Source organism: Streptomyces sp. NPDC018031, from assembly GCF_044327625.1.
In the GTDB taxonomy this organism is placed as follows: domain Bacteria; phylum Actinomycetota; class Actinomycetes; order Streptomycetales; family Streptomycetaceae; genus Streptomyces.
In genome coordinates, this window is sequence record NZ_JBIRFT010000004.1 from 423,947 (window position 1) to 444,019 (window position 20,073).

Sequence of the window (20,073 nt, forward strand, 5' to 3'; positions counted from 1 at the left end):
TGGGGCCTGGGGCCGGGGGCTTCGTCCGGCTCAGGTGTCCAGAACCCTTCGCGCTGGTCAGGGGCCCGGGGTCGTCGCACGGGGTCCCCGTGGCCCGGGGCCCTTCGCGCGGGGTCCGGTGCCCGGGGCCCTTGGTGCGGCTCGGGTGACCGGGGCGCGTCGTGCGGCTCGGGTGACCGGGGCGCGTCGTGTGTTCAGGTGCCCGGGCCGTCGTACGGGTCCGCGGTTCGAGCCCCGTCGTACGGGGGCCGTGGTCGGGCCCGGCGGCCGTCGGTGCGGGCCACCCGCCGCCCGGACCGGTGCGGCCGGCGGGTCAAACGGACGGTTCCAGGGCCTCGACGGCCGCGACCAGCGGGGCCAGCTCGGGACGCTTGGCGGCTTCCCCCAAGGCTTCCCGCAGCGCGGTCTCGTTCGTCGGCCGGGCCTCTTCGAGCAGCCGGAGGCCGGCCTCGCTGACATCGGTGTAGATGCCGCGCCGGTCGGTGGGGCAGATGTAGCGGGACAGCAGCCCGCGGTCCTCCAGCCGGCCGACCAGCCGGGTGGTCGCGCTCTGGCTCAGCACGACGGCGTCGGCGAGCTGGTGCATCTGGAGGTGGCCGCCGTCGCCGTCGTGCTGGTAGCTGAGCACGTCGAGCACGGAGTACTCGCGGACGCTGAGACCGTGCGCCGCCTGGAGTGCCCGCTCGATGTGCGTCTCGATCCGCCCGTGCAGCGAGGACAGGGCGCACCAGCCACGGGCCATGGCCGGCGGGTTCTGCCGGGTCTGCGGGGTCTGCGGCATGGGTCCCTCCTTGGGTTCGCACCACCAGGTGGTGCTGGTGCCGTACGTCCAGGATACGGGAGGGTGAAATAGTCGGCCCTTGCAATTAATCGGCGTATGCAAGTATTGTCAACGCGCCCAACCTCCCCATGCAAACAATCCGAAGGGCCTCGTCATGCCTCTCGCCCTCCTGGCGCTCGCCATCGGCGCCTTCGGGATCGGCACCACCGAGTTCGTGATCATGGGCTTGCTGCCCGAGGTCGCGAACGACTTCGACGTCTCCATCCCCCTGGCCGGCTACGCCACCACCCTCTACGCGCTCGGCGTCGTCCTCGGGGCGCCGCTGATGACCGTGCTCGGCACCCGGCTCACCCGTAAGCAGATGCTGCTGCTGCTGATGGGCGTCTTCATCGTGGGCAACGCGCTCACCGCCGCCGCCCCCGCCTTCGGTCTGCTGCTCGCCGGGCGCATCGTGGCCGCCTTCGCCCACGGCGCCTTCTTCGGCATCGGGGCGATCGTCGCCGCGGACCTGGTGGCGCCGGAGAAGCGGGCCACCGCCATCGCCACCATGTTCACCGGTCTGACCCTGTCCAACGTGGCGGGTGTGCCCGCGGGCACCTGGCTCGGCCAGCAGGTCAGCTGGCGCGCCACCTTCCTCGCCGTCGCCGCGCTCGGCGTGATCGGGCTGCTGGGGGTCGCCAGGCTCGTGCCGGCCCAGCCCGAGCGGGCGGCCTCCCGGCTCGGCAGCGAGCTGGCCGTCTTCCGCAACCCGCAGGTCGGCCTCGCGATGCTGATGACGATCCTCGGCTTCGGCGGCGTCTTCGCGGCCGTCACCTACCTCGCCTCGATGATGACCGAGGTCACCGGCTTCGCCGAGTCCTCCGTCACCTGGCTGACCGCCGCCTTCGGCGTCGGCCTGTTCGGCGGGAACCTGATCTCCGGCCGGCTGGCCGACCGGTCTCCGATGCCGATGCTGTACGCCTCGCTGAGCGGCCTCGCGGTCTCGCTGGGCCTGTTCACCTTCACCGCGCACCACAAGGTCGCCGCGGTGGTGACCCTCGTACTGATCGGAGCCTTCGGCTTCGCGACCGTCCCGCCGCTGCAGAAGCGGGTGATGGACCAGGCCGCCGCCGCGCCCACACTGGCCTCGGCCGGCAACATCGCGGCCTTCAACTTCGGCAACGCCCTCGCCGCCTGGCTGGGCGGGCTGGTCATCTCCGGCGGCCTCGGCTACACGGCGGTCAACTGGGTGGGGGCGCTGATGACGGTCTCCGCGATCCTGATCGCCCTGTACGCCACCCATCTGGAGCGGCGCACCGCGCGGTCCGGCCGGGTCGTCGCCGGCGGGGGGACCGCCGCCCCGGCGTCCGGGTCCGCCGTAGAAGCGGGGGCGGTGACCGTTCGCTGACCCGCCGCACCGTGGCTCTCCGGCACGGCCGCGCCTCTCCCCCGCGCGGCCGTGCCGGAGTCCGTTGCCGCCCGGGGGCGGGACGAGCCGGCCCGTCCGGACGCCGCGGTGCCACCGGTGGTCCCGAGCCCCGGCGGGGCGTGCCGGCGGCCCGGGGGCCGGTCCGCCGGCCCCGGCCCTACGCGGGCGTGGCCCGGCCCGGCCCGCCGGCCCTGCCCGGTGCGGGCGTGCCCCGGGCCGGGGCGGGCGTGCCCGGAGAGGGTGTGACCCGGTCCGGGGCGGGCGTGCCCCCGTCCCGCCCGGTGGCCGGACCGCGCCGGACGTGTCCCCGGGCCCGGCCCGCTTCCCGCCACCGCCGCCCGCGCGCGGTCAGCCCCCAGGGCTTGAGCACCGAGATCGCGGTCATGAACAGGTACGCGGTGGTGGAGACCGCGGGGGCGGCGACCAGGTCGGCGAAGAGCGGGACCGGTTCGCCGGCCCGCAACCGGTCCACCTCGGCCGCCGCGTCGTCGATGCCGGACCGCAGGGCGAAGACCGACGCGGCGGCGGTCGCCAGGGTCAGCCAGAACTTCGTCCACACCCAGCGGTACCGGGCCAGGCCCCAGGAGGTACCCAGCGCCAGCACCACCCCGCTGACCAGCGTGAGCAGGCTGATCGGGATGATCATCCAGTCGCCGAAGATCTTCATGGCGCGGTACGCGGCGGCGCCGGTCTCCGCGGAATCGGTGGTCGCCCCCGAGACGCCGAGCACCAGCAGGCACAGGGAGAGCCCGAGCCAGGCGACGGAGACGGCGACATGGAGGACGAGCCAGGCCCGCCGCGCCGGGCGGGAGAGCTGGAACGCCCCGGTGGTGCGGCCGGTGGTGGTCGATCGGTTCGGCTTCATGCCCCCACGGTCGCGCGCACCGCCCGGAACGGCGTCTCACGAGGGGAGTATCCACGGGTACGCGGATGCGAGTACGCCTACGCTCGGCTCCCATGACGAGACTCCACCTGTTCGATCTGGACGGAACGCTCATCCACGGATCGGCCGCGGCCATCGAGATATCCCGGCAGTTGGGCGTCGACCGCGAGATCGCCGAACTGGAGCGGGCTTTCGCCCGCGGTGCGCTGGTGCCGGGGGAGTTCGCGGTGCGCGCCTGCGCGCTGTGGAGCGCGCTGACCGAGGCGCAGGTCGCGGTGGCGTTCGAGCAGGCGCCGTGGCTGGCGGGGATCCGCGAGGTGTGGGCGGACATCCGGGCGCGCGGGGAGCGGTCCGCGGTGATCTCGCTCTCGCCGGGTTTCTTCGTGGAACGGCTGCTGGACTGGGGGGCGGACGCCGCCCGCGGCTCGCGGTGGCCGTCCGTCCCGTTCCGGGAACCGGTCGACCCGGCGGGAATTCTCAACCCCACCGCCAAGGTCCGGATCGCCGATGAACTCTGCGCGAATTTCGGTCTCACCAGGGCCGACTGCGTTGCTTACGGAGACTCCAGGTCGGATGCCGAACTCTTCGCCGTGGTGCCCATGTCGGTGGCCGTCAACGCAGATCACCATGTGAGTGGAATCGCCTCGTACGCGTATACGGGGAGGGACCTCCGGGAGGCGTACGAATTGGTGGATAAGCGGGGGTGATTGCGCCATGTCGGAAGTGCCTGGGCCTGCCGGGCACAGGGGTTGTGGAAATGACGACGCCCGGTAGGGTCGTCCCCGGTTCCGTGCCAGGACGCTGTCGCGGCACCGCATGGGCCGAAGCAGCCTAACGGGACAAAGGCTCCTGTTGTGGGGACTTCCGGCTATGTGTCCGTTGCGGGCCGAACGAGTGGCAGGCTGCTTGGAGAGGCCGACGCCGGACACCGTGGACGGGGCCGTCGCCGGAATCTCCGCCGGGTCGTCGAGAGCGGAACCAATTGGCCCGAGTGAGCAATGAAGCGGGCAATCGCGGGCAGATCCCGGATCGAGCAAGTCGAAAACCGACAGAAAGATGTTCGAGGCGAGGCAACCATGGACGCTCCGACCAGCACGTCGTCTGCCGATGGCGGCGACTCCGGCGGGAACAGCGGCGACTGGGGCTGGTTCACCCCGAGCAGCGGGAAGAACGCCGAGCCCGACGATCGGCAACCGGCCGCGGACGGCACGGCGGACGGCCCCAGCCGACCGGTGAGCCGGATACGACCGGTGGGCAGCGGCGCCGAGCGCCGTACCGGTGCCCTCGCCGGGCCGGGACCCGGCGGCCCCGCGCCCCAGGCACACCCCGGAGCATCCGGCCCCGCGCCCCAGGCACCCCCTGGGCCCCGGACATCCCACGGAACATCCGGCCCCTTCGGGCCGCGCACCACCGTGCCCGGGCAGGGGGCCCAGCCGCAGGCCGACCCGCTCGCCGTCTCGTCGCTGTACCGCGAGGAGCCACCCCGGCACCGCGAGGAGCCACCCCGGCACCGCGAGGAGCGCCGGCCCGAGGAGCGCCTCCAGCGCCAGGTGGAGCATCCGCGCCCGGATGACCCGCAGCGCGGGGAACACCCCCGGCGCCATGAGGAACCCCCGCAGCCTCCGCACCACCAGCAGTCCCCGCACCACACCCAGCTCCCGCATCACCAGCAGCCCCCGCAGCACCCTCAGTCCCCGGACCCCGAGGCGCACCCCCGGCACTCCGCGGAGTACCCACGCCCCGCGGAGCACCAGCGCACCTCCGACCCGGTGCCGGCCGCCACGCGTACCCAGGGCCGGGCCCCGGCCGCCGCGCGGGGACCCGCTCCGGAACCGGTACCGGCCCCGGCGGCGCCCCGGCCCGCCGGCACCCCGGACGCGGTCCGCCCCGCCGACGCGGCCCGTCCCGCGGACGCCGCCCGTCGCCCCCGGGATGCCGCCCGCCCCGCGGACGCCGCCGCGCCCGCCCACCCGGACGAGGGCCGGTCCCCGACCGGGCCCGCCCGGACGGCCGACGACCGGTTCGCGCCCGGCGCGACCCGCCCGGCGGCGACCCCCGACCGACCCCTCCGGTCGGCCGCGCCGTCCGGACCGGCGGCCGGCGGGCTGCCCTCCCCCGGCCCCGCGGTCGCGCTCGCCACCCCCCGTCCGGAGGCCGGCCGCGGCTCCCCGGACGCGGTGCTGATCCGCCGCACCATGGCGGAGATCGAACCGATCGCGGACAAGGTCACCTCGTACTTCTACGCCCTGCTCTTCGTCGGGAACCCCGAACTGCGGGACCTGTTCCCGGCCTCCATGGACAGCCAGCGCGACCGGCTGTTCAGGGCGCTGCTCACCGCCGCCCGGCACGTCGACGACACCGACACCCTCACCGAGTACCTGTCCCACCTCGGCCGCGGCCACCGGAAGTACGGCACGCTGCCCGACCACTACCCGGCCGTCGGGGAGTGCCTGATCGGCGCGCTGACCCGGTACGCGGCGCGGAGCTGGGACGCGGAGACGGAGGCGGCGTGGGTGCGCGCCTACACCACCATCTCCCAGATCATGATCGACGCGGCGGCGGAGGACGAGCTGCACCATCCGGCCTGGTGGCAGGCGGAGGTGGTCGCGCACGAGCTGCGCACCAACGAGATCGCGGTGGTGACGGTCCGCCCGGACCAGCCGTACGCGTTCCGCGCCGGGCAGTACACCAGCCTGGAGACACCGTGGTGGCCGCGGGTCTGGCGGCACTACTCGTTCGCCTCCGCGCCGCGCCCGGACGGCCTGCTCTCCTTCCACGTCAAGGCGGTGCCCGCGGGGTGGGTGTCCAGCGCGCTGGTGAACCGGGCACGCCCCGGCGACGTCCTGCGGCTCGGCCCGCCCGCCGGCTCCATGACGGTCGACCACAGCACCGACAACGGGCTGCTGTGCCTGGGCGGCGGCACCGGCATCGCGCCGATCAAGGCACTGGTGGAGGACGTCGCCGAGCACGGCAGGACCCGGCCGGTCGAGGTGTTCTACGGCGCCCGCCACGACCAGGACCTGTACGACATGGACACCATGATCGAGCTGGAGCGCGCCCATCCCTGGCTGTCGGTGCGGCCGGTGGTGTCGGACGGCCCGACCGCCGGGCTGAGCGGTCAACTGCCCGACGCGGTCCGCAGATACGGGCCGTGGAACGCCTACGACGCCTATCTGTCGGGGCCGCCCGGGATGATCCGCAGCGGGGTGGACGCGCTGGTGGGCGCGGGGGTGCCGACCCACCGCATACGCCACGACTCCATAGAAGAGCTGGTCGCGACCGGAGACTGAGGGCAGGGGCAAGGACTGTGGACGACGGCCGAGTCGAGCACGAACGGACGGCGACGGCGACCGAGGTACGGCCGGGAAGCGACGGTGAGCACGCCCTCCAGCAGCGCCTGGGCACCGTCGAGCGGGCCGACCGCTTCTACGACGAGCAGGTACTGGACCATCTCAACCCGAGAATGCGGGAGTTCGTCGCCCGGCAGGAGATGTTCTTCCTGGCGACCGCCGACCGGCACGGCGAGTGCGACAGCACCTTCCGCGCCGGGCCGCCCGGCTTCCTCCGGGTCTTCGACGACCGGACGCTCGCCTACCCCGAGTACCGGGGCAACGGGGTGCTGGCCAGCCTCGGCAACATCGAGGAGAACCCCCATGTGGGCATCCTGCTCCTCGACTTCCTGCGGGACCGCATCGGGCTGCACGTCAACGGCACCGCCCGGCTCGTCGAGGACGCCGAGATGCGGACCCTGCGCACCGGGCTGCCGGTCGACCCGGTGCCCGGCCGGCGGGCGGTGGTCTGGGTGGAGGTGACCGTGGAGGAGGCGTACATCCACTGCGCCAAGCACATCCCGCGGCTGGCCCGGGCGGTACCCGCGCAGCCGCGCCGGGCGCGGCCCTCCGGGCCCGGCGACGAAGACGCACCGCCACCCGGCCCGGACCGGGAGCGGCCGGGGCGGGAGCCGGAGCCCGCGCCGGAACGGCGCGACCAGGACTGGGGCACCGACGACGTCAGACGGAAGGGCGGGGACTTCTTCGGCGCGGCGGCCGAGGCGGACCGGCGCGGCCCGCGGCGTACCACCCCCCGGCAGCACCAGGAGCCGCACGATCCCCAGCGGTGGCGGGTGGAGGCGGAGCGCGCACTGGCCCGGGCCCGACAGCCGCGGGCCGACACGGCGAACCAGCCGTTCACCGGCTGGTTCGGCTGACGACGCCACCGGCCGGCTGACGCCCGCACCCGCCGGCCGGGCCCGGTTGCCCCGCCGACCAGTCCCGGCCACCTCGCGGCACGGCCCCAGCCCGCGGCCCGGCCCCGGCGCCCGCCCGGGGACCCCAATCAGCCCAGGTCCTCGGCGAGCAGCGCCAGCACCCCCTCCACGTTCGCGTCGAGGTACTCCCGGAGCGAGGGCGGCACCACCTCCACCGACGCGATCCCCTTGCGGTCGAAGGGGATCCGCACCACCTCGTACTCGCCGCGCGGCTCGTCCACCTCGGGACCGTGCCGCCGGGAGAGGTCCATCGAGGCCAGCCGGCAGACGAAGAAGTGCTGCACCTTGACCCCGCCCGCCTCCGCCGCGGCGCCCGGCTCCTCGCCCGGGTCCCCGGTGTGCGGGACGGTGTCCACGAAGGCGGGCACCACGTGGGTGATCGTGGCGCCCAACTCCTCGTCGACCTCCCGGTGCAGCGCGGCCACGACGGAGGCGTCCTCGGGCTCCACCCCGCCCCCCGGGGTGATCCAGTACGGGGGTTCTCCGGGCTTGGTGCGCTTGATCAGGATCATTTCCGGCTCGGTGTCGCCGTCGATCAGAATGGCGCGAGCGGTGCGTTTGACCACGGGTCGGTCGGTCATAGCTGACATCTGCCGCAACCGGCGGCGGCTGAAACCCGCCGGTGCGGCGCGTTCCTATACCGCCGCGGCGTCGTCCAGGGCCCGGAGCACGTCGGCGACGAGATCCGCCGGATCCTCCACACCCGCGGAGAGGCGGATGAAGCCCTCCGGGACCGCGTCACCGCCCCAGCGGGCGCGGCGTTCGGCGGTGGAGCGCACCCCGCCGAAGCTGGTCGCGTCGTCCACCAGGCGCAGTGCCCCCAGGAACCGCTGGGCGTGGTCGCGGTCGGGCAGGGCGAAGGACACCACGCACCCGTACCGGCCGCGCATCTGGGCCGCGGCGAGGGGGTGCGCCGGGTCCTCCGGCAGGCCCGGGTGGCGCAGTCCGCTGATCTCCGGCCGGTCCCGCAGCGCTTCGGCGAGCGCGAGGGCGTTCGCCGCCTGCCGGTCCAAGCGGAGCTGGAGGGTCGCCAGCGAACGGTGCGCCAGCCAGGCCTCCATCGGCCCGGGGATCGCGCCGACGGTCTTCCGCCAGGTGCGTACCCCGGCGGCCAGCGACGGGTCCCGGGTGGTGGCGTAGCCCAGCAGGACGTCACCGTGGCCGGTGAGCGCCTTGGTGCCACTGGCCACCGAGAAGTCCGCGCCCAGCTCCAGCGGGCGCTGGCCGAGCGGGGTGGCCAGGGTGTTGTCGACGGCGACCAGGGCGCCCTGGGCGTGCGCGGCGTCGGCGAGCCGGCGGATGTCGCACACGTCGAGGCCGGGGTTGGACGGGGTCTCGAGCCACAGCAGCCGGGCGCCCGCCAGCACCTCCAGCTGGGCGTCGCCCCCCGTCGGCGCGGTCCGCACCTCGATGCCGTAACCGGTCAGCCGCTCGCGGAGCCGGGCCAGCAGGTTGTAGCCGTCGCTGGGCAGCACCACGGCGTCGCCCTGGCGCAGTTGGGAGAAGAGGACGGCGGAGATGGCGCCCATGCCGGAGGCGAAGACCACCGTCTCGGCGTCGGCGCCGGGGGACTCCAGCTCCCCGATGGCCCGCTCCAGCAGCGTCCAGGTCGGGTTGGCGTCCCGGCCGTAGGTGTACGGGCCGGCGGCCGGGTCGGCGTCGCCGTGCAGGTGGTAGTGGGCCGCGAACGCCGGCCCGGGGAGGGCGGCCTGGTAGGTCTCGGGCTCGGGCAGGCCGGCCCGTACCGCTCGGGTTCCGTCGCCGTTCACGCGTACTCCTTCGTGCCGTCGTGCTCGCCGCTGCTCCGCCCGGTCCCGCCGGCACCGGGCGCCGGGGCGTCGGTGTCCAGGGCCCGCCGGACCGTGGCCAGCAGTCCTTCCATCGCCGCCTCGACCATCTCCAGGCATTCCAGGAAGTGCTCGCGCCCGCCGTAGTAGGGGTCCGGCACCTCCAGATCATCCGGTGCCGGGTGCTCGAAGGAGCGGAGCAGCCGGATCCTGGCCGCGTCGCCGGGGGTGGGCGCCAGCCGGCGGAGCTCGTCGAGGTGGCCGCTGTCCAGCGCGATCACCAGATCCAGCCGCGCGAACCAGTCGGCCTGGAACTCGCGGGCCACGTGGTCCTGCTCGTAGCCGTGCTCGGTGAGGACGGCGACGGTCCGGTGGTCGGCCGGTTCGCCCTCGTGCCAGCCTCCGGTGCCCGCGCTGCCGACCTCGACCAGTCCGTCCAGCCCGGCTTCCTCGACATGGGCGCGGAAGACGGCCTCGGCCATCGGTGAGCGGCATATGTTGCCGGTGCAGACGAAGCAGACGCGGTAGGGCAGGGCTCTCATGAGCCCCATCATCCTCGACCGCATTCAGTCCTTGTCGTCGGGCAGCACGACATGGAGGGCCCAGGCGACGACGGAGACGATCAGGGCGCCGACCAGTGCGGTGCCGAAGCCGTCGACGTCGAAGCTGAGATCGAACTTCCCGGCCAGCCACGAGGTCAGCAGCAGCATCAGGGCGTTGATCACCAGGGTGATCAGGCCGAGCGTGAGGATGAACAGCGGAAGCGCCAAGAGCTTCACGACCGGCTTCACGATGACATTGACCACACCGAAGAGCAGCGCCACGAGTATCAGGGTGAGGACCTCGTGGCCGAAGTTGTCCCCGGCCAGCGTGATGTCCTTGAGCAGCCAGATGGCCACCGCCAGAGCTCCGGCGTTCGCGAGCGTCTTGACTACGAAATTCTTCATGCTGAGATCGTGGCAGACGAGATCGACACATCAAGGGGCTGCGAAGAGATGAAGGCGTTCCGACTGGACGAACTGGAAGCGGAGCGGGCCGCCAACGACGGCGCGTATCTGCAGTTCCTGCGGGAGCGGAACATGTCGGTCGGGCTGTACGCGCTGGACGCCGGCGCCGTCGACCCGCAGCGGCCGCACAACCAGGACGAGGTCTACCTGGTGGTCAGCGGCCGGGCCTCGATCACGGTCGGCATGGAGACCACCCAGGTGGGTCGGGGCAGCGTGGTGTACGTGCCGGCGGGGGTGGCGCACAAGTTCCACCACATCAGCGAGGACCTGCGGGTGATGGTGGTGTTCTCCCCGCCGGAGAGCTGAACCGCCGGAGAACTGGATCGGGGGCCGAACCCGGAGCCGAGCCGGAGTGCCGAGCCACCGGAGAGCCGAACCACTGGGGAGCTGAACCGTCGATGGCCGGCGCCCGCCGCCGTGGGCCCGGCGGTACGGCCGGATGAGCCGGGCCGGGTCGCCCGGCCCCGGCCGCGGCTTGCGGTGCCGCGAGGGCTGCCGGACGGGCGGGCGCTCGCGGGCCGCGGGACCGGCCGCCGGGTCCACCGGGGAGCTGAGGCCGGGGGCCGGAACCCGTAGGGGACCGATCAGGGGAGGACGGGGGGCGCGGAACCGTCCGCGGCGCCCCGGGGCGTCCTAGCATCGAAGACGTAGCAGGGGGGCTGCACGTCATCCGGACGATCCAGCCAGAAAGCAGGGACCGACAGTGGCCGCGAAGAACGTTTTCCAGGGCTTGCCGTGGTGGGTGACGTGGATCGCGGTGCCGGTCCTCGTCCTCGCGGTCTTCGGCGGCCTCATCCTCAGCGTCGTGGGCCTCATCGCGTGGTTGGCGTTCCGGGTGCTGCTGCTCGTGGCGCTGATCGCCGGTTTGATCTATGTCGTCCGGAAATTCACCTCTTCATCGTCTTCATCCCGAGGTGACTGGTAAACGTAAGCCGGGTCCACGGACGGGTACGCCGCGTGAGCGACTTCGCGCACCCATCTCCGGCCTGAAGGCATTACTCCGGTTAAAGTGCGAGACTCCGACGCCCTCCTCGGCGTCTGCCTCGCAAACACACCCCGGGGGTGCCTGTTGGCGACAGCGAACGAGGGTGCGGCCGCCGAGCCGACCCTGATCACTTCGGTGCAGCGCGCGCTGCGGCTGCTGGAAGCCGTCGGCGCCCATCCGGCCGGAGCTCCGGCCAAGCAACTCGCCCGGGCGGCGGGGCTGCCCCTGCCCACCGCCTACCACCTGCTCCGCACGCTGACCCACGAGGGCTATCTCCGCCGCGAGAACGGCGTCTTCGTCCTCGGCGTGGCGGCCGAACGGCTGGGCCGGGCCGGTGCCCGGGAGCGGCAACGGGCCCGGATGGCCCGGACCCTGGCCCGACTCGGCGAGGAATTGGGCGTGGCCGTGTACTTCTCCGTGTATAGGGAAGGCGAAGTCGAGGTCGTCGCGGTGGCTGACGGCCCGGAGACCCCCGCAGTCGAGGAGTGGGCCGACTTCAGGCGGACCGCGCACGCGCACGCCATCGGTCAGTGCCTGCTCGCACAGCTCGACGAGCGGGACCGGGAGGATCACCTGTCCCGGCATCCGGTACAGGCCATCACTCCGTACTCGGTACGGGACGCCGGCGACCTGCGGCGCCGGCTCGCCGGTCGGCGCCGTGCGCAACCGGTGTACGAGAGGCAGGAGTACGCACTGGGCACGGTTTGCGGCGCGTTTCCTGTCCCGGCGGGTCCAGAAGCGGCCACCCTGGCTATTTCCGTACCCTGCACCCAAGCGGAGCGACTCCGTCCTGCGATGGATTCGCTACGCTCCAGAGTCAACTACATCATCAGCTCCCTCTCGTTCTCTATCAGTATCTGAAAACGCACTGCTTGTGGTCCGTCAGGCACTTGGCGGAGCATGTTGTCAAGAGGGCCAAGGGGTTAAAACCCGGCCATTCCCAATCGATTCGGGGCGGCGAACGATGCGAGACATGCGCGACACAGTCCAGGCGGAAGTGACGATGTCCTTCGTGGTCTCCCAGGACCTGTCCTTCCGTATCCCGGTCGAGCTGGCGTACGACAGCAATGATCCGTACGCCGTGGAAATCACCTTTCACTTGCCCGGGGACGCCCCCGTGACCTGGGCCTTCGCACGTGAACTGCTGCTCGACGGGCTCAGCGGGCCGGCCGGGGAGGGCGACGTCCACATCACCCCCGCCGGACCCGGCACCCTGGGCGGGGACCTGCTGGCCGACCCGCCGGGGCGAAGCGAGGGCGAGCCGGCCCAGGGGGTGTTCATCCGGCTCCAAGTGGGCGGGGAAGGGGCCCTGTTCCGATCCGGCACCGCCCCGCTGATCGCCTTCCTGGACCGCACCGACCGGCTGGTCCCGTTCGGCGAGGAGCGGGAGGCGGGCGATCCGGTCGCCGACCTGGACGCGGTCCTCGGCCAGATCCTCGCCCAGGACCGGTACGCGGGCTGAGCCCGGCCCGGAACGAACCGGGCGGGAGCGCCCCCGGGCCGCTGCAGAATCGGTCCGGCGAGCCGCCGCCCTGGCGGAGTGCCCGAGGGGGCCGCGTCCGGACACGGGCCGGATCCGGCGGGGCCGGCTCCGCCGGGGTCGTGCCGCCTGCCGGGCGGAACGGGTCCGTTGCGTGCGTGCCGCCTGCCGGCGGAGCGGGTCCGGGGGTGCGTGCCGCCTGCCGGCGGAGCGTGCCCGGCGAACCCGGGTCCGGCGAGCCCTTGCCCGGGTCCGGCGCGTCGGTGCCCGGCGGAGCTTGCCCGGGAGTCCTCGCCGCGTGCACCCGTGCCGGGCGGAGCGCGCCCGGCGCCGTGCCGCACGCCCGGGTGCCGCGGCCCGGCCGGGCGAGCCCGTGTGCCTGGCAACGCCACCGCCCCGCCGCCGCCCGCCCCGCGGCGGGCCCGCACCGGACGACCGGAGCCCGCCGCGCCGCCGCCACCGCGGCGCACCGGCGCCGGCCGCCGGGAGCCTGCCGCGCACCGCCGGCCGTCGCCTCCGCGGCCCGACGATCGGCCGGCGGCCCCGAAGCCCGCCCACCGCACGCCGCCCGCGTGGCCTGGGCGCCCCCGGCGGCCCGTCCGGCTAGCGTCCGCCCCGCGGCTTCGCCCGCCGGCGGCGGCCCCGCCCGGCCCCCACACCCCGGCCCGGCGCGCTCGCCCCGGCGGACCCGGGCCTGCCCCCGGCGGCTGCCCCGCCGCCGGCCGCCGCGGGCCGGTCGGCCGAGACCACCAGCGCGGCCAGCGCCGTGGTCACCGGCACCGACGCCACCAGCCCGATGCTGCCCACCAGGGTGCGCAGGATCTCCTCGGCGACGATCTCGCTCGTCGCCACCGTGCCCACCCCGCTGTCCGCGATGCTGAACAGCAACAGCAGCGGCAGCGACGCACCCGCGTAGGCCAGCACCAGGGTGTTGACCACCGAAGCGATGTGGTCCCGGCCGATCCGCATGGCGGCCGCGTAGAGTTTCCGCCAACCCGCCGACGGGTCGGCGTCCTTGAGCTCCCAGACCGCCGAGGTCTGGGTCACCGTCACGTCGTCCAGCACGCCCAGCGACCCGATGATCACGCCGGCCAGCAGCAGGCCGCGGATCTCGATGTCGGGGTACAGCCCGTGCACCAGCCCGGTCTGGTCGTCGGTGTTCCCGGTCAGCGCCGCCCAGCCGATGAACACCGAGCCCAGCACCGCGATCAGCAGCAGTGAGATCAACGTGCCCAGTACCGCCACCGACGTCCGGGCGGTCAGCCCGTGGCAGAGGTAGAGCGCGATCAGCATGATGGCGCTGCCGCCGATCACCGCCACCAGCAGCGGGTTCGAGCCCTGCAAGATCGCCGGCAGGATGAACGTGGTCAGCACCCCGAAACTGATGGCCAGCGCCACCAGGGCGAAGACCCCGCGCAGCCGGCCCACCGCCACCACGACCAGCGCGAACAGCCCCGCCAGCACCGCCATCGGCATCCCGCGGTCCACATCGCTCACCGAGTACTGGAGGTTCTTCGGCGCCTTCGGCGCGTACGACAGCTTCAGCTTCTGGCCCGTGGTGTAGTGCCGGGAGGCGCTCGGCTGCACGATCTCGTCGAACCGGTGGCCCTCGTCCTTGCCGGAGGTCACCTCGATGGTGGCCCGCTCGCACGGCTCGTCCGCATCGCCCGGCGGCCGCGCGGCGTCCCCCTCGCCGGGGGCCGGCGGCTGCTGCGGCTGCGCGTTGACGTCCGCGCAGTTCACCTCCTCGACCTCCACCACCCGGCCGGAGGCCCTCTGCTGGTCGAAGCCGAGTCCGCTGGGTCCGCCCCTGCTGCCGTCCGGCGTGCCGCCGGGCCACAGCACGATCAGCCCCACCACGACCACCGCCGTGAAGGGGATCAGCACCGCGGCGATCACCTTCCGCAGATGCGCGGATACCGGAGTGGCCGGGCCGTGTCCGTGTCCGTGCCCATGGCCGTGTCCGTGCCCCGGTGACGGGCCGGGCGCGGGGCGGTGCGCGTCGTCGTGCGAGTGGTCCTCAGGTGTCGGAGTCACGGCCCGATCATCGCAAGAGAAGGTGGGCCCCCTGTTCAGCACGCCCGGACAACCGTTAGCCTCATGGCACCTTTGCAATCGCGGGAGCTCGGAGCACCGGGCTGAGAGGGCGCTGACCTCCGTGGCGAGCAGCCGGCCGAGCCGGCACTCCGCTGCGGACACCGCTGCGTCGACCGCTGAACCTGTTACCGGGTAATGCCGGCGTAGGGAGTAGGTCTGATGACCGTTCAGGATGCACACACGCCTGCCGCCAGCCAGGTCGAGCAGATCGGCTGGCACAAGGACTACGTGACCGGTTCGCGCCCGGACCTCCGGGTTCCGGTGCGGCGCGTGCACCTCACCAATGGCCAGGACGTGCGCTTGTACGACACCTCCGGCCCGTACACCGACCCGGCCGTGGAGACGGACGTCCGCCGCGGCCTGTCGCCGCTCCGGGAGAACTGGATCGTCGGCCGGGGCGACACCGAGGAATACGCCGGGCGCCCCCTGCGCCCGGAGGACGACGGGATCAAGCACACCGCGCCGCGCGGCGGCCTGAAGAACCTCGACGCGGTCTTCCCCGGCCGCCCGCGGCTGCCCCGCCGCGGCCGCGACGGCGCCGCGGTGACCCAGCTCGCGTACGCCCGGCGCGGCGAGATCACCGCCGAGATGGAGTACGTGGCGGTCCGCGAGAACGTCTCGCCGGAGACCGTGCGCGAGGAGATCGCCGCCGGCCGGGCCGTCCTCCCGGCGAACATCAACCACCCGGAGATCGAGCCGATGATCATCGGCAAGAAGTTCCTGGTGAAGGTGAACGCCAACATCGGCAACTCCGCCGTCACCTCCTCCATCGAGGAAGAGGTGGAGAAGATGACCTGGGCCACCCGGTGGGGCGCCGACACGGTCATGGACCTCTCCACCGGCCGCAACATCCACACCACCCGCGAGTGGGTGCTGCGCAACTCCCCCGTGCCCATCGGCACCGTGCCCCTCTACCAGGCCCTGGAGAAGGTCGACGGCAAGGCCGAGGAGCTGACCTGGGAGATCTACAAGGACACGGTCATCGAGCAGGCCGAACAGGGCGTCGACTACATGACCGTGCACGCCGGCGTGCTGCTGCGCTACGTGCCGCTGACCGCGCGCCGCAAGACCGGCATCGTCTCGCGCGGCGGCTCCATCATGGCCGCGTGGTGCCTGGCGCACCACAAGGAGAGCTTCCTCTACGAGAACTTCGAGGAGCTCTGCGAGATCCTCGCCTCCTACGACGTCACCTACTCGCTCGGTGACGGCCTGCGCCCCGGCTCCATCGCGGACGCCAACGACGAGGCGCAGTTCGCGGAGCTGAAGACGCTCGGCGAGCTGAACCGGATCGCCAAGCGGCACAACGTCCAGACCATGATCGAGGGCCCGGGCCACGTCCCGATGCACAAGATCAAGGAGAACATCGACCTCCAGCAGGAGATCTGCGAGGAGGCGCCGTTCTACACCCTGGGCCCGCTGACCACGGACGTCGCGCCCGCCTACGACCACATCACCTCGGGCATCGGCGCCGCGATGATCGCCTGGTGGGGCACCGCGATGCTCTGCTACGTCACCCCCAAGGAGCACCTGGGCCTGCCCGACCGCGACGACGTCAAGACCGGCGTCATCACGTACAAGATCGCCGCCCACGCGGCGGATCTGGCCAAGGGGCACCCCGGCGCCCAGGAGTGGGACGACGCCCTCTCCGACGCGCGCTTCGAGTTCCGCTGGGAGGACCAGTTCAACCTGGCCCTCGACCCGGACACGGCCCGCGCCTTCCACGACGAGACGCTCCCCGCCGAGCCGGCGAAGACCGCGCACTTCTGCTCCATGTGCGGCCCCAAGTTCTGCTCGATGAAGATCTCCCAGGACATCCGCCGCCGGCACGGCGGTGAGCTGGACGAGATCGAGGCCGGGATGGCGGAGAAGTCCCGGGAGTTCGCCGAGGCGGGCAACCGGGTCTACCTGCCGATCGCCGACTGACCCGGCGTCCCGGCTCGCTTCCGGGCCCGGCCCACGACGGCCGGGCCCGGAGCGGTGCCTTCGCGATGCCGCGCTCCGGAGCGGTGCCTTCGCGATGCCGGGCCCCGGAGCGGCGCCTTCGCGGCGCCGGGCGCCGTGCCGGGGACCGGTGGTGCGGGTGTCCCGTCACCGCTGCGGGTGTGCGGGGGCGTCCGGGCGGTGGCCTGGCGGCTCGGTCCGGGGCCCGGGGCGCTCAGTTGGCCAGCGGCAGCTGTACGACCAGCAGCTTTCCGGCCATGGTGACGCCGCCGTCCATGGCGATGGCCAGGTCGTCCGCGTAGATGTGCGGGCCGTCCACGGACGGGGCGCCGCCGTCCTCGCCGTCCTCCGAGCCCACCTCGCCGAGCAGGTAGGGGATGGGGCTGTGCCCGTGGACCACGCGCCGGCCGCCGTAGGTCTGGAGGAGTTCCCGGGCGGCCAGCGGGCCGGCGTCCTCGTCGCGGAAGGCGAACCGCTTGGTGAACTTGCGGAACAGGTCCCAGCACTCGTCGGCGTCACTGCGCTGGAGCGCCTCGGTCACCGCGTCGTTCACGGCCTCGATGGAGTCGCCGTACTCCAGGTAGGCGGTGGTGTCGGAGTGCACCAGCAGGTGCCCGTCCTCCTCGGCCATCGCGTCCAGCCGGGACATCCACTGCAGGTGGTGGTCCTCCAGCCGGTCCATGTCGGTGCGCTGCCCGCCGTTGAGCAGCCAGGCGGCGTGGAAGGAGGCGGTGCCCGCGCCGGAGTTGACCGGGGTGTCGCCGAAGCGCTTGGCGCCGATCAGGAGCAGTTCGTGGTTGCCCATCAGGGCCTTGCAGTAGCCGCCGGCCGCCGCGGCCTGGGCGGAGAGCTGCATCACCAGGTCGATGACGCCGATGCCGTCCGGGCCCCGGTCGGTGAAGTCGCCGAGGAACCACAGCCGGGTGTTGCCCGCCGACCAGTTGCCGTCGGCGTCGATGAGCCCCTCGGCGGCGAGGGCCGCGCGCAGTTCGTCGTGGTAGCCGTGGACGTCGCCGACGACGAAGAGCGGTCCGGGGCCGTCGGTCGACTCGGCGGGGCGCGCGGCGTCGGGGACCGGGGTGAGGGTGACGGTGGGCCGGTCGTCCGGGGGGACCAGCGGGCGGTCGACCATGGTGTGCCCGGGGCCCATGAGCGGCAGGCTGCGCTCGGTCGGGGTGTACTCCGGCACCTCGGCGGGGGTGGGGGGCTGGGCGGAGGTGGTGGCCGGCTGGGGCGTGGCGTAGGGGCGCGGGCGCACCGGAGGAGGCACCGGCGACGTGGCGTACGTGGGTACGGGCGGTTCCGCCGCCGTGGTCCGTGCCGTGGGTCCCAGACCGGCCCCCTGAGTCATCGACCCCTCCACCATCGCGCTGCCGTGCACCTTGAGGACCGTGCCTGGTCGAGGGCGGTCCGCGGTGTCATCCGCCCATCATAGGAATGACGGTCAGGGCTTGTGACGCACCAGGGTGCCGTCAATCGGGGCCAGGCTCCACTCCACCGGCCATTTCTCCCGAATTGACCTGGTAGCGATGGCGCACAGACTACCGACGACATGGCGTTGTCCGGTTGTTCAGCCTCCGGTGGGGCCGCGTGGCGGGCTGACCGTGGTGCGCGGTGGCCGCCGCTGTGAGGAGGTCCGGATCATCAGCTCGGTCGGTATGACCTGTTCGACCGGTCGTCCGGGGTCGTGCCCCTCGATGGCGTCGATCAGCAGTTGGACCACGGCGGTGCCGATCCGGCGCGGTTTGAGGGAGAGGGTGGTGATCGGTGGGTCGGTGGCCGAGTAGACGGCCGATTCGCTGCAGCAGATGAGCAGCAGGTCGTCGGGGACGCGCAGGCCGTAGCGGCGGGCGGCGGCGAGCAGATCGGTGCCGTTGGGGTCGAACAGGCCGTAGACGGCGTCCGGACGGTCGGGCCGGGCGAGTAACCGGTCGGCGGCCACCGCGCCGGCGCAGGGGTCGTGCGCCGGGTACTCCTCGTACACCGGCTCCTGGCCGACCCGCTCGCACCATGTCAGATAGGCGGTGGTGGACAGCCGGGTGTAGGTGTCGGTGGAGGTTCCGGTGAGCAGTCCGACGCGGCGGGCGCCGGCCTCCGAGAGGTGTTCCAGCAGGCCGGTGACGGCGGCGGTGTGGTCGTTGTCGACCCAGGCGGTGACCGGGAGGGTGCCGGCCGGGCGGCCGTCGCTGACGACGGGGATGCCCTGGCGGAGGAGTTCGGCGACCACCGGGTCCTGGTCGGAGGGGTCGATCACCACGGTGCCGTCCAGGGCGACGTTGGACCAGACGTCGTGCCGGGAGGTGGCCGGGAGGATGACGAGCGCGTACCCGCGGGCGAGGGCGGCGGAGGTTGCGGCGCGTGCCATCTCCGCGAAGTAGGCGAACTCGGTGAAGGTGAAAGGTTCATCCCCGTATGTGGTCACGGTCAGGCCGATGAGGCCGGATTTGCCGGTACGGAGGGTGCGGGCGGCCGCGGAGGGCCGGTAGCCCAGCCGGTCGGCGACCTCGCGGACGTGGCGGCGTGTGGCGTCCGGTAGTCGGCCCTTGCCGTTGAGCGCGTCGGAGACGGTCGTGATCGAGACGCCGGCGGCGGCGGCCACGTCACGGATGCCCGCCCGCCCCACCCGGCGGCCGGTGGGTCCGCTCACCTGGTGCTTCCCTACTGCTGTCATGGCGTGCCGATAGTAGGGCTCCGGTGGCACCTCTGAGGGGTACCGGCGATGGGGGTCGGCAGGCACGATTCTGCAAGAGGAATGTCGTCAATTGTCCTTGGAAATCAAGGTAGTTGTGGTGTCGGGTATGCCTCTGTAGGCCCGTGGCATATCTACACCTGCCGATTGGTCCATGTTTCGAAGAGGTCTCAACTCACCTGCACGGGTGACGCGCGCCAGGGCGCTCGCCACGGGCGCGCGCCAGCCACGCGCGCGCCCCCAAGGGGGGACCGGCGGGTCGGCGGCACTCCGGGGCGCCGCCGGGCCCCTGCGGCGCTCCGGGGCGGCGGGGGCGGGGCCGGCGGATCCGGGCGGCCGCGCGGGCGGGCCGGGTGGCCGGGCGCCCCGGGCCGCGGGCGGTGCCGGACGGCCGCCGGGCGGTGCGGGGACGAGGCCCCGTCGCGGTTCCGTGCGGGGGCGGGATCCGGTCACGGTCACGGTCACGGTCATCACGGGCCCGGGGTGGCGCTGGGACGGGGCCCGTCGTGGTTCCGGTGCGGTGCTGGACCGGCCCCGGGCGGTGCGGCGCGGGGCGGGGGTGCGATCCGGTCACGGTCACGGGCCCGGGGTGGTGCTGGGACGGGGCCCGTCGCGGTACCGGGGCCGTGCGGGTGGGTTCCGGGTGGCACCGGGACGGGCCCCGGGCGGTGCGGCGCGGGGCCGGATGCGGTCGCGGGGCGGGGGGTGGGATCCGGTGGCGGATCCGGGCGCCGGGGGCGGTCGCGCG

At 73.3% G+C, this 20,073-nt stretch carries 18 protein-coding genes and 1 riboswitch; of the genes, 9 read left to right on the forward strand and 9 right to left on the reverse strand.

Translation table 11 applies throughout. The features are described from left to right. Positions 1-313: 313 nt before the first annotated feature. Positions 314-781 carry a MarR family winged helix-turn-helix transcriptional regulator gene (locus tag ACH4B3_RS14140; RefSeq protein WP_398463081.1) on the reverse strand — a complete coding sequence of 156 codons (468 nt, stop codon included), beginning with the start codon at positions 779-781 and terminating at the stop codon, positions 314-316. A gap of 154 nt (positions 782-935) precedes the next feature. Between ACH4B3_RS14140 and ACH4B3_RS14145 the strand changes: the two genes are divergently transcribed. Beyond that, positions 936-2,168: an MFS transporter gene (locus tag ACH4B3_RS14145; protein ID WP_398463082.1), complete on the forward strand. Its 1,233-nt coding sequence runs from the start codon at positions 936-938 to the stop codon at positions 2,166-2,168. Positions 2,169-2,346: 178 nt separating this feature from the next. Here the strand turns inward: ACH4B3_RS14145 and ACH4B3_RS14150 are convergent, their stop codons facing one another. Then, complete coding sequence (locus tag ACH4B3_RS14150) at positions 2,347-3,054, reverse strand: DUF2269 domain-containing protein (RefSeq protein ID WP_398463083.1); 708 nt, start codon at positions 3,052-3,054, stop codon at positions 2,347-2,349. A gap of 92 nt (positions 3,055-3,146) precedes the next feature. Here ACH4B3_RS14150 and ACH4B3_RS14155 point away from each other — a divergent pair, with 92 nt between their 5' ends. The 3 genes from ACH4B3_RS14155 to ACH4B3_RS14165 all read left to right on the forward strand — a co-directional run bounded on the left by ACH4B3_RS14155 (position 3,147) and on the right by ACH4B3_RS14165 (position 7,279). Next, positions 3,147-3,779, forward strand: coding sequence for an HAD family hydrolase (locus tag ACH4B3_RS14155; protein WP_398463084.1), 633 nt, complete (start codon positions 3,147-3,149; stop codon positions 3,777-3,779). Positions 3,780-4,148: 369 nt separating this feature from the next. Then, positions 4,149-6,362, forward strand: coding sequence for a globin domain-containing protein (locus ACH4B3_RS14160; RefSeq protein WP_398463085.1), 2,214 nt, complete (start codon positions 4,149-4,151; stop codon positions 6,360-6,362). A gap of 17 nt (positions 6,363-6,379) precedes the next feature. Beyond that, positions 6,380-7,279 carry a pyridoxamine 5'-phosphate oxidase family protein gene (locus ACH4B3_RS14165; RefSeq protein ID WP_398463086.1) on the forward strand — a complete coding sequence of 300 codons (900 nt, stop codon included), beginning with the start codon at positions 6,380-6,382 and terminating at the stop codon, positions 7,277-7,279. A 128-nt stretch (positions 7,280-7,407) separates the two neighbouring features. On the opposite strand, the gene ACH4B3_RS14170 is transcribed toward ACH4B3_RS14165, so the two are convergent. From ACH4B3_RS14170 to ACH4B3_RS14185, 4 genes are read right to left on the reverse strand one after another with little or no spacing between them, the layout of a single operon-like run. Continuing rightward, the gene (locus tag ACH4B3_RS14170) at positions 7,408-7,920 is read right to left on the reverse strand and encodes an NUDIX domain-containing protein (protein ID WP_398463087.1); all 513 of its coding nucleotides are present in this window, start codon (positions 7,918-7,920) and stop codon (positions 7,408-7,410) included. Between the two features lie 54 nt (positions 7,921-7,974). After that, positions 7,975-9,108, reverse strand: coding sequence for a cystathionine gamma-lyase (locus ACH4B3_RS14175; protein WP_398463088.1), 1,134 nt, complete (start codon positions 9,106-9,108; stop codon positions 7,975-7,977). Continuing rightward, on the reverse strand, positions 9,105-9,659 hold the full coding sequence (locus tag ACH4B3_RS14180) for a low molecular weight protein-tyrosine-phosphatase (protein WP_398463172.1): 555 nt from the start codon (positions 9,657-9,659) through the stop codon (positions 9,105-9,107). The genes ACH4B3_RS14175 and ACH4B3_RS14180 overlap by 4 nt, the downstream gene beginning before the upstream one ends. Positions 9,660-9,692: 33 nt before the next feature. Next, positions 9,693-10,073: a phage holin family protein gene (locus ACH4B3_RS14185; RefSeq protein WP_398463089.1), complete on the reverse strand. Its 381-nt coding sequence runs from the start codon at positions 10,071-10,073 to the stop codon at positions 9,693-9,695. 48 nt (positions 10,074-10,121) lie between these two features. Here ACH4B3_RS14185 and ACH4B3_RS14190 point away from each other — a divergent pair, with 48 nt between their 5' ends. From ACH4B3_RS14190 to ACH4B3_RS14205, 4 genes are all read left to right on the forward strand, one after another. Continuing rightward, positions 10,122-10,439, forward strand: coding sequence for a cupin domain-containing protein (locus tag ACH4B3_RS14190; RefSeq protein WP_398463173.1), 318 nt, complete (start codon positions 10,122-10,124; stop codon positions 10,437-10,439). Positions 10,440-10,836: 397 nt separating this feature from the next. Further along, positions 10,837-11,058: a DUF5326 family protein gene (locus ACH4B3_RS14195; protein WP_398463090.1), complete on the forward strand. Its 222-nt coding sequence runs from the start codon at positions 10,837-10,839 to the stop codon at positions 11,056-11,058. 144 nt (positions 11,059-11,202) lie between these two features. Continuing rightward, positions 11,203-11,979 (forward strand): IclR family transcriptional regulator, encoded by a 777-nt coding sequence (locus ACH4B3_RS14200; protein ID WP_398463091.1) that lies wholly within the window; start codon positions 11,203-11,205, stop codon positions 11,977-11,979. A gap of 112 nt (positions 11,980-12,091) precedes the next feature. Further along, positions 12,092-12,580 carry an SsgA family sporulation/cell division regulator gene (locus ACH4B3_RS14205; RefSeq protein WP_398463092.1) on the forward strand — a complete coding sequence of 163 codons (489 nt, stop codon included), beginning with the start codon at positions 12,092-12,094 and terminating at the stop codon, positions 12,578-12,580. Between the two features lie 621 nt (positions 12,581-13,201). On the opposite strand, the gene ACH4B3_RS14210 is transcribed toward ACH4B3_RS14205, so the two are convergent. After that, positions 13,202-14,635, reverse strand: coding sequence for a YibE/F family protein (locus tag ACH4B3_RS14210; RefSeq protein WP_398463093.1), 1,434 nt, complete (start codon positions 14,633-14,635; stop codon positions 13,202-13,204). 70 nt (positions 14,636-14,705) lie between these two features. Further along, positions 14,706-14,862: riboswitch (TPP riboswitch) on the forward strand. Between ACH4B3_RS14210 and thiC the strand changes: the two genes are divergently transcribed. After that, on the forward strand, positions 14,855-16,618 hold the full coding sequence (thiC, locus tag ACH4B3_RS14215) for a phosphomethylpyrimidine synthase ThiC (protein ID WP_398463094.1): 1,764 nt from the start codon (positions 14,855-14,857) through the stop codon (positions 16,616-16,618). Its footprint overlaps the riboswitch before it by 8 nt. 232 nt (positions 16,619-16,850) lie before the next feature. On the opposite strand, the gene ACH4B3_RS14220 is transcribed toward thiC, so the two are convergent. Both ACH4B3_RS14220 and ACH4B3_RS14225 read right to left on the reverse strand, forming a co-directional pair. After that, positions 16,851-17,987, reverse strand: coding sequence for a metallophosphoesterase (locus ACH4B3_RS14220; RefSeq protein ID WP_398463095.1), 1,137 nt, complete (start codon positions 17,985-17,987; stop codon positions 16,851-16,853). A gap of 219 nt (positions 17,988-18,206) precedes the next feature. Beyond that, complete coding sequence (locus tag ACH4B3_RS14225; protein ID WP_398463096.1) at positions 18,207-19,307, reverse strand: LacI family DNA-binding transcriptional regulator; 1,101 nt, start codon at positions 19,305-19,307, stop codon at positions 18,207-18,209. Positions 19,308-20,073 lie beyond the last annotated feature (766 nt).

Coding starts and splice junctions, on each gene's coding strand:
- ACH4B3_RS14140 (WP_398463081.1), bottom strand. CDS start 781: ATGCCGCAGACCCCGCAGACCCGGCAGAACCCGCCGGCCATGGCCCGT.
- ACH4B3_RS14145 (WP_398463082.1), top strand. CDS start 936: ATGCCTCTCGCCCTCCTGGCGCTCGCCATCGGCGCCTTCGGGATCGGC.
- ACH4B3_RS14150 (WP_398463083.1), bottom strand. CDS start 3,054: ATGAAGCCGAACCGATCGACCACCACCGGCCGCACCACCGGGGCGTTC.
- ACH4B3_RS14155 (WP_398463084.1), top strand. CDS start 3,147: ATGACGAGACTCCACCTGTTCGATCTGGACGGAACGCTCATCCACGGA.
- ACH4B3_RS14160 (WP_398463085.1), top strand. CDS start 4,149: ATGGACGCTCCGACCAGCACGTCGTCTGCCGATGGCGGCGACTCCGGC.
- ACH4B3_RS14170 (WP_398463087.1), bottom strand. CDS start 7,920: ATGACCGACCGACCCGTGGTCAAACGCACCGCTCGCGCCATTCTGATC.
- ACH4B3_RS14185 (WP_398463089.1), bottom strand. CDS start 10,073: ATGAAGAATTTCGTAGTCAAGACGCTCGCGAACGCCGGAGCTCTGGCG.
- ACH4B3_RS14190 (WP_398463173.1), top strand. CDS start 10,122: ATGAAGGCGTTCCGACTGGACGAACTGGAAGCGGAGCGGGCCGCCAAC.
- ACH4B3_RS14205 (WP_398463092.1), top strand. CDS start 12,092: ATGCGCGACACAGTCCAGGCGGAAGTGACGATGTCCTTCGTGGTCTCC.
- thiC (WP_398463094.1), top strand. CDS start 14,855: ATGACCGTTCAGGATGCACACACGCCTGCCGCCAGCCAGGTCGAGCAG.
- ACH4B3_RS14220 (WP_398463095.1), bottom strand. CDS start 17,987: ATGACTCAGGGGGCCGGTCTGGGACCCACGGCACGGACCACGGCGGCG.
- ACH4B3_RS14225 (WP_398463096.1), bottom strand. CDS start 19,307: ATGACAGCAGTAGGGAAGCACCAGGTGAGCGGACCCACCGGCCGCCGG.